Origin of the sequence: Streptomyces sp. NPDC005899, from assembly GCF_040629645.1 — a bacterium.
Lineage (GTDB): Bacteria > Actinomycetota > Actinomycetes > Streptomycetales > Streptomycetaceae > Streptomyces.
Genome location: NZ_JBEXWB010000130.1, coordinates 1 through 15,899, shown reverse-complemented (window position 1 = coordinate 15,899; position 15,899 = coordinate 1). Strand labels below are relative to the sequence as shown.

The 15,899-nt window shown below is 71.0% G+C and carries 10 protein-coding genes and 1 pseudogene; 8 read left to right on the top strand and 3 right to left on the bottom strand.

What is annotated here, in order from left to right; genetic code table 11:
- Positions 1-16: 16 nt before the first annotated feature.
- Entirely contained in the window at positions 17-1,774 is a 1,758-nt protein-coding gene (locus ABZ371_RS16735) for a lytic transglycosylase domain-containing protein (protein ID WP_358679568.1), read from the bottom strand.
- Positions 1,775-2,056: 282 nt separating this feature from the next.
- On the opposite strand from ABZ371_RS16735, the gene ABZ371_RS16730 reads away from it, so the two are divergent.
- Positions 2,057-2,929 (top strand): DUF4184 family protein, encoded by an 873-nt coding sequence (locus ABZ371_RS16730; RefSeq protein ID WP_358679565.1) that lies wholly within the window; start codon positions 2,057-2,059, stop codon positions 2,927-2,929.
- A gap of 6 nt (positions 2,930-2,935) precedes the next feature.
- On the opposite strand, the gene polA is transcribed toward ABZ371_RS16730, so the two are convergent.
- Complete coding sequence (gene polA, locus ABZ371_RS16725; protein ID WP_358679562.1) at positions 2,936-5,647, bottom strand: DNA polymerase I; 2,712 nt, start codon at positions 5,645-5,647, stop codon at positions 2,936-2,938.
- A gap of 137 nt (positions 5,648-5,784) precedes the next feature.
- Here polA and ABZ371_RS16720 point away from each other — a divergent pair, with 137 nt between their 5' ends.
- On the top strand, positions 5,785-8,055 hold the full coding sequence (locus tag ABZ371_RS16720; protein ID WP_358679559.1) for an FdhF/YdeP family oxidoreductase: 2,271 nt from the start codon (positions 5,785-5,787) through the stop codon (positions 8,053-8,055).
- Between the two features lie 43 nt (positions 8,056-8,098).
- Here the strand turns inward: ABZ371_RS16720 and map are convergent, their stop codons facing one another.
- On the bottom strand, positions 8,099-8,866 hold the full coding sequence (gene map, locus ABZ371_RS16715; RefSeq protein WP_358679557.1) for a type I methionyl aminopeptidase: 768 nt from the start codon (positions 8,864-8,866) through the stop codon (positions 8,099-8,101).
- A 188-nt stretch (positions 8,867-9,054) separates the two neighbouring features.
- Here map and ABZ371_RS16710 point away from each other — a divergent pair, with 188 nt between their 5' ends.
- From ABZ371_RS16710 to ABZ371_RS16685, 6 genes and pseudogenes are all read left to right on the top strand, one after another.
- Positions 9,055-9,525, top strand: a complete 471-nt coding sequence (locus ABZ371_RS16710) for a hotdog fold thioesterase (RefSeq protein WP_358679554.1) — start codon at positions 9,055-9,057, stop codon at positions 9,523-9,525.
- Between the two features lie 610 nt (positions 9,526-10,135).
- Positions 10,136-11,344, top strand: coding sequence for a branched-chain amino acid ABC transporter substrate-binding protein (locus ABZ371_RS16705; protein WP_358679573.1), 1,209 nt, complete (start codon positions 10,136-10,138; stop codon positions 11,342-11,344).
- A 105-nt stretch (positions 11,345-11,449) separates the two neighbouring features.
- Positions 11,450-12,379, top strand: a complete 930-nt coding sequence (locus ABZ371_RS16700; protein WP_358679551.1) for a branched-chain amino acid ABC transporter permease — start codon at positions 11,450-11,452, stop codon at positions 12,377-12,379.
- On the top strand, positions 12,379-14,184 hold the full coding sequence (locus ABZ371_RS16695) for a branched-chain amino acid ABC transporter permease (protein WP_358679548.1): 1,806 nt from the start codon (positions 12,379-12,381) through the stop codon (positions 14,182-14,184). Before ABZ371_RS16700 ends, ABZ371_RS16695 begins: the two co-directional genes overlap by 1 nt.
- Positions 14,185-14,189: 5 nt before the next feature.
- Positions 14,190-15,128: an ABC transporter ATP-binding protein gene (locus tag ABZ371_RS16690; protein ID WP_358679571.1), complete on the top strand. Its 939-nt coding sequence runs from the start codon at positions 14,190-14,192 to the stop codon at positions 15,126-15,128.
- A pseudogene (locus tag ABZ371_RS16685) lies at positions 15,125-15,826 on the top strand (ABC transporter ATP-binding protein); the annotation flags it as partial. The gene ABZ371_RS16690 and the pseudogene ABZ371_RS16685, both read left to right, overlap by 4 nt.
- Positions 15,827-15,899: the final 73 nt, after the last annotated feature.

Here is a 15,899-nt window from a genome sequence, read left to right as displayed (position 1 = left end):
CCCCGCCCGTCCCGGGTCAGCCGGTGGGCGCCTCGGGCGCCTGCGATGCGCCGGGCGCCTCCACCGTGAGTTCCACCGTGACCGTGGCGCCGCTCGCGGTGGTGAGCCGGAGCCTGTACGTGCCCGCGTCGTCACCGGCGAGGATCTGTGGCAGGCGCAGGATTCCGCCGGGTCCGGTCGTCAGGTCCATGGTGCGGACGAAGCGGCCGGACGTCTCCGCGAAGTACGGGCCCTTGTCATTCTCGGCCGGGGTCTCCGCGTCGGTGACCATCGTCGCCGTCACGGCGGCGCCCGCGACGCCCACACCCTTGCGGGTGGCCTTCACCTCCACCGTGCCGGCGAACGGCGTGCCCGCGACGGCCGTGAGGGCCTTGCCGTCGACCCGTTCGAGGGCGTCGGGCTGCCGGGCCGTGACGTGCGCGGTGAAGGTGAGGGTGCGTGGAGCCGTGGTGCCCGCGACGGCCGTCACCTCGAACGCGCCGGTCTTCTCACCCGCCGTCAGTACCGGGGCGGTGACGGTGCCGTCGGCCGCGGTGGCCAGCGTCAGGGTGGACCTGCCGCCGGTGAAGCGGGCGTCCGTGTCCCCGGTCACGGTGAAGGTGACGTCGGCCCCGCGGAGCGGCGCACCGACGGTGCTCTTCGCGCGCACGGTGACGCGCTCGGCGAAGGCATCGCCCGCCGTGGCGGTGAGGTCCCCGGTGCCCGCGTTCTCGAGGCTGCCGAGCCGTGCGGGCGGCGTCGGGGTCGGGGTCGGCGTCGGCGTGGGGGTCGGTGTCGGCGTCGGGGTCGGGGTGGGTGTGCCGGTCGGCGGCTTGGGACCGGTGGGCGGTGTCGGCTTCGGTGCGGGGGTGGTGGGGTGGCTCCCGCCGCCGGACTGCGTACCGGGCGTCGTGCCCGGAGTGCCGGGGAGCGAGGGCGTGGGCGAGGGCGAGGGGACGTAGCCGCTGCTGCTGTCGGCGGGGAGGACGCCCGTGCCGTCGGGCACCTCGTGGGTGCCGCGCCGGTAGAAGTCGAACCAGGAGCGCACCGTGCGCAGGTACTCCCGCGAGTGGTTGTAGCTCAGGACCGCCCGGTCCAGGTCGGCCGCCAGGGCCAGGTCCCGTGTGCCCGCGCAGAGGTAGCGGCCGGCGGCCAGCGCGGCGTCGTGGATGTTGTTGGGGTCCTTGCGCCCGTCACCGTTGCCGTCCTGGCCCCAGGCCGCCCAGGTCTGCGGGATGAACTGCATCGGGCCGACGGCGCGGTCGTGGGTGGAGTCCCCGTCGTACGCGCCCCCGTCGGTGTCCTTGATGAGCGCGAACCCCTGGCCGTTGAGGGCCGGCCCGAGGATCGGGGAGTACGTGGTGCCGTTGGCGTCGACCTTGCCGCCGCGCGCCTGGCCGGACTCCACCTTGCCGATCGCGGCGAGGAGTTGCCACGGCAGGCGGCAGGCGGCGTCGGTGCCCGCGAGCTCCTGTTCGGCCTTCTTGTACGCGGCCAGGATGGAGGCCGGTATGCCCGACTCCGCACTGCCGGTGACCGGCAGATTCACGGACGTTCCGGGCTTGTTGGGCGTGTTCAGCGGGGGCAGGTCGGTGTAGTACGGCGAGTTACCGGTGGCCGCGCCGCCGCCTTCACCGGCGGGCGTGCTGCCTGCTGCCGCCTGGTCACCGCCCGCCGTACCCTCGGCGAACGGAGCCGCAGGGGCCTGCGAGGCGGCAAGGGCTGCCACGGCGGCCGCCGCCACCGCGGTGGTGGTGGCCCCCCTGCGAAGCCGGCGGCCGAATTGCGCTGCCATACGTTCTGGTCCCTCCCCGTCGACGGCTGTTCGCGCTCCCCAGCGCGAGGACTCAGGCGACCCTACGGCAACCCCCGCCGCCACGACACCGGCCCGAGACCGCTTCTTACCGACTTTTCACGTTCCGGTCGGCGCCTCGTCGCCCAACTCCCCGGAACTTCTCCCGCGGTGGTCCCCGCGGGGGTCCGCGAGCGGTCCGCACGGACGTCCGCGACCGGGGCGCCACGGGCGGGGCCGCCCGGGCGGACGGCCGCTGACGGGCACTCACCCATACTGGCGCCCATGCCTTTCACGCTCAGCCACGCAGCAGCCGTCCTCCCCGGTGTCCGCCGGTCCGGGGAGGGCCGCGGCCCTCTGGTCGCCTCCGCGCTCGTCGCCGGCTCGTTCGCGCCCGACATGACCTACTACGCCGACACGGCCGTCCCCGGAGCCATGGAGTTCGGGGAGGTGACGCACGCCGCGTGGGGGGTGCTCACCGTCGACGTGCTCATCACGGGCGCGGTGCTGGCGGCCTGGCTGCTGTCGCGCGAACCGCTGGTGGCCCTGCTGCCGGCGTCCTCCCGGGGACGCGTCCACGCCTTCCTGCGAGGACGGCCGCGGGGGCCCGGCCGCCCGGGCCTCTCCGAGACCGGGTGGTTCGTCCTGTCCGCGGTCATCGGGGCGGGCACCCACGTCGTGTGGGACGCCTTCACCCACCACGCCGGGTGGGGTACGCGGATGGTCCCGGCGCTGCGGGCGGACGTCGGCGGGTACCCGGTCTTCCAGCTCGCCCAGTACGGCAGTTCGGCCGTGGCCCTGGCCGTCCTCGTGTGGTTCGCCCGCGCCGGACTCCGCCAGGCGGGGCCCGCTCCCGCCCCCCGGTCCGTGCCCGTGCTCAGCCGGGCGGAACGCCGGGGGGTGGGCGTGCTCCTCACGCTGTGCGTGCTCCTCGGCGTCGTCCACCGATGCGGCCGCTGGTACGCCTACTTCGGGCACATCGACACCCCGCTCGACATCATCCCGACCGCCTGCTTCGGCGCCGGGGCGGGTCTCGCCGTCGGACTCCTGCTGTACGCCGCGTGGGTGCGGCTGCGCGGGGTGCCGGGCTCCCGGCCGGCGGGCGGGCCCACAACGCGGAGCGCACCCGGCCGCCCGGCCGGCGAGGACGCCGCCTGAGCGCCGTCAGTGCGCGGCCGACTCCCAGTCCGATCCGACCCCGACCGACACGTCCAGCGGGGCCCGCAGCGCCACCGCCGTGGACATCTCCCGGCGCAGGATCTCCTCGACCTGCTCGCGTTCACCCTTCGCGATCTCCAGGACGATTTCGTCGTGGACCTGGAGCAGCATCCGTGACGACAGCCGCGCCTCGGTCATCGCCCGGTCCACGTGCAGCATCGCGACCTTCACGATGTCGGCCGCCGTCCCCTGGATCGGGGCGTTGAGCGCCATCCGCTCCGCCGTCTCACGCCGCTGGCGGTTGTCGCTGTTCAGGTCGGGCAGGTACCGGCGCCGGCCGAAGATCGTCTCCGTGTACCCGGTGGACCTGGCCTCCTCCACGACCCGGCGGAGGTAGTCGCGGACGCCGCCGAACCGCTCGAAGTAGGTGTCCATCAGCCTGCGCGCCTCGGCGGCCTCGATGTTCAGCTGCTGGGAGAGGCCGAACGCGGACAGGCCGTAGGCCAGCCCGTACGACATCGCCTTGATCTTCCGGCGCATCTCGGCGTCGACCGCCGGCTTCTCGACGCCGAACACCTGGGAGGCGACCGTCGTGTGGAGGTCCTCCCCGGAGGTGAACGCCTCGATCAGGCCGGCGTCCTCGGAGAGGTGCGCCATGACCCGCAGCTCGATCTGGCTGTAGTCGGCCGTCATGAGCGTCTCGAAGCCCTCGCCGACGACGAACCCGCGGCGGATGGCCCGCCCCTCGTCGGTGCGCACCGGGATGTTCTGCAGGTTGGGGTCGGTGGACGAGAGCCGCCCGGTCGCCGCGACCGTCTGGTTGAACGTGGTGTGGATACGGCCGTCGGCACCGATCGTCTTGATCAGTCCCTCGACGGTGACCCGCAGCTTCGCCTGTTCGCGGTGGCGCAGCATGATGACCGGCAGTTCGTGCTCGGTCTGCGCCGCCAGCCAGGCCAGCGCGTCGGCGTCGGTCGTGTAGCCCGTCTTCGTCTTCTTCGTCTTCGGCAGGGCCAGCTCGCCGAAGAGGACTTCCTGGAGCTGCTTGGGCGAGCCGAGGTTGAACTCGTGGCCCACCGCGGCGTGCGCCTCCTTCACTGCCTGCTGCACGGCGCCCGCGAACTGCTGCTCCATGCCTTCGAGGTGGGCCCGGTCCGCGGCGATGCCGTGGCGCTCCAGGCGGGCCAGCATGATCGAGGTGGGCAGTTCCATGTCGTGCAGCAGGTCGGTGGCACCCACCTCCTCCAGCCGCACGGTGAACGCCTCGCCCAGGTCCAGCACGGCGCGCGCCTGGGCCATCAGCGCGTCGGCCTCCGCGCGGTCGTCGGCGCCGAAGGCCAGCTGACCGTCCGCGGAGGGGGCCGGGGCCAGCTCGCGGCCGAGGTACTCGACGGCCAGCGCGTCCAGGGCGAAGGAACGGCGGCCCGGTTTGACGAGGTAGGCGGCGAGCGCGGTGTCCATGGTGACGCCCTCCAGCCGCCAGCCCTGCTCGGGCAGGACGCGCAGGGCGTTCTTGGCGTTGTGCAGGACCTTGGGCCGTTCCGGGTCCGCGAGCCAGGCGGCGAGCGCCTGCTCGTCGGCCTCGCCGAGCTCGGCCGGGTCCAGCCAGGCGGCCGCCCCGTCGGCGGCGGCGAGCGCGATCTCCGTGACCGTGCCGGAACCCAGCGACCAGGTGTCCACCGTCATGACACCGAGGGGCTGCCGGCCGTGGGCGTCCAGCCACGGGCCGACCTCGCCCGCCCCCAGCACCACGCCGTCCAGCTCGATGCCGGCCGCGGGCTCGGGAGCCTGCGCCTCGGCGGCACCGGGGTCCACGGCCAGGAGCCGCTCGCGCAGGCTCGGGTTGCGGATCTCCAGGATGTCCAGGACACCGGTGACCGCCGTGCGGTCGTACGGCGCCCGCTCCAGCTCGGCCGGCGTCTTCGGCAGCTCGACGTCACGCACCATCTCGGTCAGCACGCGGTTCATCTTCACCGCGTCCAGGTGGTCCCGGAAGTTCTGGCCCGCCTTGCCCTTGACCTCGTCGGCCCGCTCCACCAGCTCGGCGAAGGAACCGAACTGGTTGATCCACTTCGCCGCCGTCTTCTCCCCCACGCCGGGGATGCCCGGGAGGTTGTCCGACGGGTCGCCGCGCAGCGCCGCGAAGTCCGGGTACTGGCTCGGCGTGAGCCCGTACTTCTCCCGCACCTTCTCCGGGGTGAAGCGCGTCAGCTCCGACACGCCCTTCGTGGGGTACAGCACCGTCACGTCGTCCGTGATCAGCTGGAAGGAGTCCCGGTCACCCGTGACGATCAGCACCTCGAAGCCCGCCGCCTCGGCCTGGGTGGCCAGCGTGGCGATGACGTCGTCCGCCTCGAAGCCGTCCACCGCGAACCGGTCCGCGTGCATCGCGTCGAGCAGCTCGCCGATCAGCTCGACCTGCCCCTTGAACTCGTCGGGGGTCTTTGAGCGGTTCGCCTTGTACTCCGGGAACTCCTGCGCGCGCCAGGTCTTGCGGGACACGTCGAACGCCACCGCGAAGTGCGTGGGCGCCTCGTCGCGCAGCGTGTTCGCCAGCATCGACATGAAGCCGTACACGGCGTTCGTCGGCTGTCCCGTCGCCGTCGTGAAGTTCTCCGCGGGCAGGGCGAAGAACGCCCGGTACGCCAGGGAGTGCCCGTCCATGAGGAGCAGGCGCGGTCGGTTGTCTGCCGTCTTCTTCGATGCCGTCTCAGCCACGCCCCCGATCCTGCCACGGACCGCTGACAACTCGGACCGCCCGCCACCCGGGCCCGCCGCCCGCCGGCTTCCCACCGACGCGTCGCCCGCGGACCGTGACAGGATCGAGGACGGAAGCGACGACGAAGGGGAGCACCATGGCCACCAAGCCCCCGACCGGTGACCCGGTCCAGGACGCGCCGCGGGTGGAAGCGGTCGGGCACGCGGCCGCGGGCCTGTCCGCCGTCGCCCACACCCTGCGCGTCGCCCAGCGGCAGATGGGTGTCCGGCGTGCCGCGCGGACCCTCCTCAAGGTCAACCAGAAGGACGGCTTCGACTGCCCCGGCTGCGCCTGGCCGGAGGGCGGTGAGCGGCACGCCGCGGAGTTCTGCGAGAACGGCGCCAAGGCCGTCGCCGAGGAAGCCACCCTGCGCCGGGTCACGCCCGCGTTCTTCGCCGCCCACCCGCTCGCCGACCTCGCCGCCCGCAGCGGTTACTGGCTCGGCCAGCAGGGCCGCATCACGCACCCGGTGTACCTGCCCGAGGGTGCCGACCGGTACGAGGCGGTGACGTGGGAGCGCGCCTTCGGGATCATCGCCGAGGAGCTCACCGCGCTCGACTCCCCCGACGAGGCGCTGTTCTACACCTCCGGCCGCACCAGCAACGAAGCCGCGTTCCTCCTCCAGCTCTTCGCCCGCGAATTCGGCACGAACAACCTGCCCGACTGCTCGAACATGTGCCACGAGTCGTCCGGGTCCGCGCTCATCGAGACCCTGGGCGTCGGGAAGGGAAGCGTCAGCCTCGAAGACCTCCACCGCGCCGATCTGATCATCGTCGCCGGACAGAACCCGGGTACCAACCATCCCCGGATGCTCTCCGCCCTCGAGCAGGCCAAGGCCGCCGGGGCGAAGATCATCTCCGTGAACCCGCTGCCGGAAGCCGGCCTGGAACGCTTCAAGAACCCGCAGACCGCCCGCGGCATGCTCAGGGGCACCGCGCTGACCGACCTCTTCCTGCAGATCCGGATCGGCGGCGACCAGGCCCTCTTCCGCCTCCTCAACAAGCTGGTCCTGGAGACCGACGGCGCCGTCGACACCGCGTTCGTCGCCGCGCACACCCACGGGTTCGAGGAGTTCGCCGAGGCCGCCCGCGCCGCCGACTGGGAGGAGACCCTCGCGGCCACCGGTCTGGACCGCGACGCCATCGAGCAGGCGCTCGCCATGATCCTCGGCTCGCGGCGCACCATCGTCTGCTGGGCCATGGGCCTCACCCAGCACAAGCACTCCGTACCCACCATCCGCGAAGTGGTCAACTTCCTCCTCCTGCGCGGCAACATCGGCAGGCCCGGTGCCGGCGTCTGCCCCGTGCGCGGTCACTCCAACGTCCAGGGCGACCGCACCATGGGCATCTTCGAACGCCCCGCACCCGCCTTCCTCGACGCCCTGGACGCGGAGTTCGGCATCACCTCCCCCCGGCACCACGGCTACGACGTCGTACGGTCCATCCAGGCCCTGCGCGACGGCGCGGCCAAGGTCTTCTTCGCCATGGGCGGCAACTTCGTCGCGGCCTCACCCGACACCGCCGTCACGGAGGCCGCGATGCGCCGGGCGCGCCTCACCGTCCACGTGTCGACCAAACTCAACCGCTCGCACGCCGTGACCGGTACCCGGGCCCTGATCCTGCCCACCCTGGGCCGCACCGACAAGGACGTCCAGGGGGGCCGCAAGCAGTTCGTCACCGTCGAGGACTCCATGGGCCTGGTGCACTCCTCGCGGGGCAACCTCACCCCCGCGAGCCCCTACCTGCTCTCGGAGCCCGCGATCGTCGCCCGCCTGGCCCGCGCCGTCCTCGGCCCCGGTTCCGCCACCCCGTGGGAGGACTTCGAGAGGGACTACGGCACGATCCGCGACCGCATCTCCCGCGTCGTCCCGGGCTTCGAGGACTTCAACGCCCGCGTCGCCCGCCCGGGCGGCTTCGCGCTCCCCCACGCCCCCCGCGACGAACGGCGCTTCCCCACCGCCACGGGCAAGGCCAACTTCACCGCCGCACCCGTCGAGTACCCCGAGCTCCCCGCGGGCCGCCTCCTGCTGCAGACGCTGCGCTCCCACGACCAGTACAACACCACCGTCTACGGGCTCGACGACCGCTACCGCGGCATCAAGGGCGGCCGCCGCGTGGTCATGGTCAACCCCGACGACGCCCGCCGGCTCGGGCTCGCCGACGGCTCCTACACCGACCTGGTCGGTGAGTGGAAGGACGGCGTCGAGCGCCGCGCACCCGGCTTCCGCGTCGTGCACTACCCCACCGCACGCGGCTGCGCCGCCGCGTACTACCCGGAGACGAACGTCCTCGTCCCGCTCGACGCCACCGCGGACACCAGCAACACCCCGGCCAGCAAGTCGGTCGTGATCCGGTTCGAGCAGGCTTGAGCCCTTCCGCCCGCGGGAGGTCACGGTCCCGCCGGGTCCGGGGTCAGAGCGCGGTGAGGATGCGGGGGCCGTCCCGGGTCACGGCGATGGTGTGTTCGATGTGCGCCGCTCGGCTGCCGTCGATCGTGCGCAGGGTCCAGCCGTCGGGGTCGGTGCGGTAGTCGCCGCGGCCTCCGCTCATGAGCATGGGTTCGACCGCGAGGGTGAGGCCGTGGCGGAGCGGGAAGCCGCGGCCGGGGCGCCCCTGGTTGGGGACGTAGGGGTCCTCGTGCATCCGGCGGCCGATGCCGTGGCCGCCGAAGTCGGCCGGCATGCCGCAGCCCGCTGCCCGGGCCACGGTGTCGACGGCGTGGGAGATGTCCCCGATGCGGTGGCCGACGGTGGCTGCCGCGATGCCGGCGTCCAGCGCCCGCTGCGTGGCGGCGATGAGTTCAACGTCGGCGGGGCGGGGGGTGCCGACGATGAAGCTGATCGCCGCGTCGCCGGTCCAGCCGTCCAGTTCGGCTCCGCAGTCGACGCTGACCAGGTCGCCGTCCCGCAGCCGGTAGTCGTTCGGGATGCCGTGGACGAGGGCGTCGTTCACGGAGGCGCAGACGACCCCGGGGAACGGGGTGGGAGCGAAGGAGGGCCGGTAGCCCAGGAACGGTGAGCGCGCTCCCGCCTCGGTCAGGACGGTGGCGGCGGCTTCGTCGAGTTCGCGCAGGCTGACGCCCACGGCAGCGGTCCGGCGGGCGGCCGCGAGGGCGCGGGCGACGACCCGTCCGGCTTCGCGCATCGCCTCCAGAGCCGTGTCCGTCTTGATCTCCACCATGGTCCGGCTCCTTGCGACGCGAGTAACCAATACTTATACCGGTATTAGTATCACGGCTCCGGGATAGCGGCGCCCCTCGCCGGACCGAACGCCCACCCGGGGGCGGAGACAGCGCTAAGCGTCCGCTCAGTCATCTGATAGGAACAGTGCACACAGCACGAGCACCGCGACGATCGGAGCAGGACACCATGGGCGAGCACACCGCACCCACGTTCCCCCAGGAGACCATCGACGAGTACGCCGCACTCGGCGTCGACCTCCCCGCCCTCTTCTCCGCCGGCGACCTCGGCGAACGCATGGGCGTGCGGATCGTGGAGGCCTCGGCCGAGCGTGTCGTCGGCACCATGCCCGTCGAGGGGAACACCCAGCCCTACGGGCTCCTCCACGGCGGCGCCTCGGCCGTCCTGGCCGAGACCCTCGGCTCCGTCGGCTCCATGCTCCACGGCGGTGCCACCCGGATCGCCGTCGGCGTCGACCTGAACTGCACCCACCACCGCGGCGCCCGCGGCGGACTCGTGACGGGTGTCGCCACCCCCGTGCACCGCGGCCGGTCCACCGCCACGTACGAGATCGTCATCACCGACGAGCACGGCAAGCGGGTCTGCACCGCCCGGCTGACCTGCCTGCTCCGTGACGCCCCCCAGCCCGCCACCGACTGACCCGCCTTCCCCGACACCCCGCCGCCCGGCCGGAATCCGCACCGCATTCCGGACCGGGCGGGCCCATATCCGGGGCCTGGGAGTCCGGTTGGCGGACACGGACGGTCAACAGGGCTGACCCCCGCAGGCGTTACATGAGCCACTTCAGCAGCTACACCATTCATCACGAGGCTCCGCACACATCCTCCAGATGTAACACTGAGTAACATGTGGGCAATACACGAATTTCGGCGGCAGGCCCTCGGCCGCCCCCGCCGGGCAGCCGCACCGCACCCCTTGCGCCCCGATTCGTGCGACAGCACCAAGATCACCCCAAGCCCCTTAGCAGAGCTGCGCGTTCTCACCATGCGGTCACTTCGGCGCCCGGGGAAAAGCCGTACATGTCCACACTGCGACCACCAAGCCTTCCCCATGGCATAACAAGACAGTCACATCATCACCGGACCCGTCCCGCACCCCCTCACCTGCCCATAGAGTCACGGCCAGTCACCGCGCCGCCGGGCGCCAGCGCTGTACGGCCCTGTATCGACCAGTACGGCCCGGCGATCGTCACGGCACCTCAGCAGAGGAGGCCGCGCCAGGGAAAGGACTTTTCGTGCGACACCGTTCTTTGCTCATCCTCACGACAGTGCTCACCACCGGAGCACTGACACTCACCGCCTGCGGGTCGCGCGACGACGACAGCAAGGGCAGCGGTAGCGGCGACACCCAGACCGTCGTCATCGGCGTCGACGCGCCCCTGACCGGCGACCTCTCGGCGCTCGGCCTCGGCATCAAGAACTCCGCCGACCTCGCCGTCAAGAACGCCAACAAGGACAAGACGGTCCCCGGCATCAAGTTCGAGCTCCAGGCGCTCGACGACCAGGCCCAGCCCTCCGTCGGCCAGCAGAACGCCCAGAAGTTCATCGGCAACAAGGACCTCCTCGGTGTCGTCGGCCCCCTGAACTCCGGCGTCGCCCAGTCGATGCAGAAGCCCTTCACGGACGCCAACCTCACCCAGGTCTCCCCCGCCAACACCGGCACCGAGCTGACCCAGGGCAACAACTGGAAGACCGGCGACAAGAAGCGCCCGTACGCGGCCTACTTCCGCACCTCCACCACGGACGCGATCCAGGGCGCCTTCGCCGCGAACTACCTCTTCAAGAACGCCAAGGTCAAGGACGTCTACCTCATCGACGACCAGAAGCCCTACGGCGCGGGCCTCGCCGCCTCCTTCAAGACGACCTTCACCGAGCTCGGTGGCAAGATCGTCGGGACCGACCACATCAACCCCGACGACCGCGACTTCAACTCCGTCGTCACCAAGGTCAAGAGCTCCGGCGCCAAGGCCGTCTACTACGGCGGCGAGTACCCCGCCGGCGCCCCCCTGAGCCAGCAGCTCAAGGACAGCGTCCAGATCCCCCTCATGGGCGGTGACGGCATGTACAGCGCCGACTTCATCAAGCTCAACAAGAAGGCCGAGGGCGACATCGCCACCTCGGTCGGCAAGCCGGTCGAGGAGCTCGACTCCGCGAAGAAGTTCATCGCCGACTACAAGACCGCCGGGTACAAGGACGCCTACGAGGCCTACGGCGGCGGCACCTACGACGCCACCTGGTCGATCATCGAGGCCGTCAAGACGGTCGTCGCCGACAACGACGGCAAGCTCCCCGAGGACGCCCGGATCCAGGTCCTCGACGCCATGAAGACCGTCAAGTTCGAAGGCGTCACCGGCCCCGTCTCCTTCGACGAGTACGGCGACACCACCAACACCATGATGACCGCCTACCAGGTCACCGGCGGCAAGTGGACCTCCAAGCTCAGCGAGGCCGTCAAGTAGGTCCCCCCGGGACCTCCCGGCCACACAAATGAACCAGACCGCGCGGGAGCGCTACGAGCGCTCCCGCGCGGTGCCATATCCGAACCACTCCACGGAGGCCCTGCGGTGCACGAACTGCCGCAACAGCTGGCCAATGGACTCATCCTCGGCGCGATGTACGGTCTCATCGCGATCGGTTACACGATGGTCTACGGAATCATCCAGCTCATCAACTTCGCACACGGCGAGATCTTCATGATCGGAGGCTTCGGGGCCCTCACCGTCTACCTCGGGCTTCCGTCCGGACTCTCCCTCCTCGCCGCGATCCCCCTCATGATCGCCGGTGGCGTCATCTGCTCCGTCGCCGTCAGCGTCGCCGCAGAACGCTTCGCCTACCGGCCCCTACGCACCGCACCGCGCCTCGCGCCCCTCATCACCGCCATCGGCCTCTCCCTCGCACTCCAGCAGGCCGTGTGGATGTGGTACCCCGACGCCACGAAGGACCGCTCCTTCCCCCAGTTCAAGGGCGAAGCGATCGACATCTTCGGCGCACACGTCCAGCGGGGCGACCTCTTCGTCCTCATCGCGGCCCCCGTGTGCATGGTCGCCCTCGGCCTCTTCGTCTCGAAGACCCGCGCAGGCCGCGGCATGCAGGCCACCTCGCAGGACCCCGACACCGCGAAGCTCATGGGCATCAACACCGACCGCATCATCGTGATGGCCTTCGCCATCGGTGCCGCGTTCGCCGCCGTCGCCGCCGTCGCCTACGGGCTCAAGAACGGCCAGATCGGCTTCCGCATGGGCTTCATCATGGGCCTCAAGGCGTTCACCGCCGCCGTACTGGGCGGCATCGGCAACATCTACGGCGCCATGCTCGGCGGGGTCGTCCTCGGCGTCGCCGAAGCCCTCGCCACCGGCTACATGAGCGATGTCCCCGGTATGGAGCTCTTCGGGGGCGGCGCGTGGAAGGACGTGTGGGCCTTCGTGCTCCTCATCCTCGTCCTCCTCATACGCCCGCAAGGCCTGCTGGGCGAACGCGTCGCGGATCGGGCGTGATGACCATGACCAGTCCCGCCGCGCACAGCGCCCTGCTCCCCGTGTCCGCCACGGCGGCCCGCGCCACCACCACGGCCGGCGCCGCGCTCGCCCTCGTCGGCACCTTCCTCGCCTGGACCTACACCGACACCTTCCCCGGCGACCTGACCGTCACGGGCTACCCCGGCGGGCTCCAGGTCCTCACCCTCATCAGCGCGGTACTCACCCTGCTGTTCGCCGTGTCCGGATACGGCGTCAAGGGTCTGCGCTGGCTCACCCCCGGCGGCACGAACAGCCCCACCCGGCTGCTCGCCCTCGGCACCTTCGCCATCACCGCGTACACCGTCGTGGCCGTCGTCGTCACCGAGGACGACAACGGGAACCTCCTCGGACTGATCGAACTGGAGCCCGGAGCCTGGGTCAGCCTCGCCGGCGCCGTCGTCGCCGTCGTCGCCTCCCTCGGCCTCCCCCACGACCAGCCCTTCGACGACCCCACGCCCAGCTTCCTCAACCGGTTCCTCCACAGCCTCCGCGCACCGGCACCCGCCCGCGCCAAGGCACTTCCCGCCTGGGCCGAGATCCTGGTCATCGCCGGAGCCTTCGGGGTGGCGCTCCACGTCTTCACCTACGGCATCGACACGGAGTACGCCGAACTCTTCATCGGCTACGTCATCGCCGTCGCGTTCGGCTTCACAGCACTCACCCGGGCCGGGCTCATCGCCCGCATCACCGCCCTGACCGCGAAGCACCGCAACGTCACCCTCTGCGCCGCACTCGTCGCCGCCTTCTGCTTCCCCTTCACCCAGCAGAACGAGGAGTACGCCCTCATCGGCGCGAACATCCTCATCTTCGCGACCGTCGCACTCGGCCTGAACGTCGTCGTCGGCCTCGCCGGCCTGCTCGACCTCGGCTACGTCGCCTTCCTCGGTGTCGGCGCCTACGCCGCCGCCCTGGTCTCCGGCAGCCCGCTCTCCCCCGTCGGCGTGCAGTTCCCCTTCTGGGCCGCCGTCCTCACCGGAGCCGCGGCCTCGCTCGTCTTCGGCGTCGTCATCGGGGCCCCGACACTGCGGCTGCGCGGCGACTACCTCGCCATCGTCACCCTCGGGTTCGGGGAGATCTTCCGCCTGACGGTCAACGCCCTCAACGGCGTCAGCGGCCCCGACCTCACCAACGGCTCCCAGGGCATCCCCAGCATCCCCGACCTCAAGCTCCTCGGCTTCGACTTCGGGACCAGCCACGCCATCGGCGGCTTCACCCTCGGCAGGTCGGCCAACTACTACCTGCTGATGCTCCTCTTCACCGCCGTCGTCGTCCTGGTGTTCCGGCGCTCCGGGGAATCGCGCATCGGCCGTGCCTGGGTCGCCATCCGCGAGGACGAGACCGCGGCCACCGCCATGGGCATCAACGCCTTCCGGCTCAAGCTGCTCGCCTTCGCCCTCGGCGCCACCCTCGCCGGGCTCGCCGGAACCGTGCAGGCACACGTCTCCTACACGGTCACCCCCGAGCAGTACCAGTTCGCCGGATCGGTACCGCCCAACTCGGCCTTCCTGCTCGCCGCCGTCATCCTCGGCGGAATGGGAACGCTCAGCGGGCCCCTCGTCGGCGCCGCGCTGCTCTACCTCATCCCGGCCAAGCTGCAGTTCATGCAGGACTACCAGCTCTTCCTCTTCGGTCTCGCGCTCATCCTCCTGATGCGCTTCCGCCCGGAAGGGCTCGTCGCCGACCGCAGGAAGCAGCTCGAGTTCCACGAGACCGGCCAGCTCGACGTACCGCCGGACACACCACTGACCGACACAGCCGCCGGAACCACGAAGGCGGGGGCGTGAGCGCCATGACCACCACGACCACACCCACCACCGGCACCACCGTCCTCGACGCCAGCGGTGTCACGATGCGCTTCGGCGGCCTCACCGCCGTGCGGGGTGTCGACCTCACCGTCAACTCCGGGGAGATCGTCGGCCTCATCGGCCCCAACGGCGCCGGCAAGACCACCTTCTTCAACTGCCTCACCGGCCTCTACGTCCCCACCGAGGGCAAGGTCAGCTACAAGGGCACCGTCCTGCCGCCCAAGCCCCACCTCGTCACCCAGGCAGGCATCGCCCGCACCTTCCAGAACATCCGCCTCTTCGCCAACATGACCGTCCTGGAGAACGTCCTCGTCGGACGCCACACCCGGACCGACGAAGGCCTCTGGTCCGCCCTCCTGCGCCTGCCCGGCTACAAGAAGGCGGAGAACGCCAGCCGCGAACGCTGCATGGAGCTCCTGGAGTTCATCGGCCTCGCGGACAAGGCGGACCACCTCGCGCGCAACCTCCCCTACGGAGACCAGCGCAAGCTGGAGATCGCCCGCGCACTCGCCAGCGACCCCGGGCTCCTCCTCCTGGACGAGCCGACCGCCGGCATGAACCCGCAGGAGACCCGGGTCACCGAAGAGCTCATCTTCGCCATCCGGGACCAGGGCATCGCCGTACTCGTCATCGAGCACGACATGCGCTTCATCTTCAACCTCTGCGACCGGGTCGCCGTCCTCGTGCAGGGCGAGAAACTCGTCGAAGGCACCGCCGAAGTCGTCCAGGGAGACGAGCGCGTCGTCGCCGCCTACCTCGGCACGCCGTTCGAAGGCGCCCCCGGCTCCGAGGAGGCCGCGGAAGTCGCGGCGGCCGAGGCCGCCGCGACCGCAAGCACCCAGCACGCCCCGGCCGGGACCGACCCGGCCGGGACCGACGCCGCACCCGGCACCCCTCGCACCGAGGAGGAGGACACCCGATGACCGCACTGCTAGAGGTCGAGGACCTCCGGGTCGCCTACGGCAAGATCGAAGCCGTGAAGGGCATCTCCTTCCAAGTCGAAGCCGGTGAGGTGGTCACGCTCATCGGCACCAACGGAGCGGGCAAGACCACTACGCTGCGCACCCTGTCCGGACTGCTCAAGCCGCTGGGCGGCCGCGTCCTCTTCGAGGGACGGCCGCTGGCCGACATCCCGGCCCACAAGATCGTCTCCCTGGGCATCGCCCACTCCCCCGAGGGACGCCACATCTTCCCCCGGCTGACGATCACCGAGAACCTCCTCCTCGGCGCCTACCTCCGCAAGGACAAGGCGGGCATCGAGAGGGACGTCCAGCGCGCCTACGACCTCTTCCCCATCCTCGGGGAACGGCGGAAGCAGGCGGCCGGCACGCTCTCGGGCGGTGAACAGCAGATGCTCGCCATGGGACGGGCCCTCATGTCCCAGCCCAAGCTGCTCATGCTCGACGAGCCCTCCATGGGCCTCTCGCCGATCATGATGCAGAAGATCATGGAGACCATCGTCGAACTCAAGGCGGCGGGCACCACCATCCTGCTCGTCGAGCAGAACGCCCAGGCGGCCCTCTCCCTCGCGGACCGCGGCCACGTCATGGAGGTCGGCAGGATCGTCCTCTCCGGCACCGGCGCGGACCTGCTCCACGACGAGTCGGTCCGCAAGGCCTACCAAGGACGGCAAGATCGGCGGGATCGCCGACGTGCGGGACGAGACGTCCTCGCGCACCGGTCAGCGCCTGGTC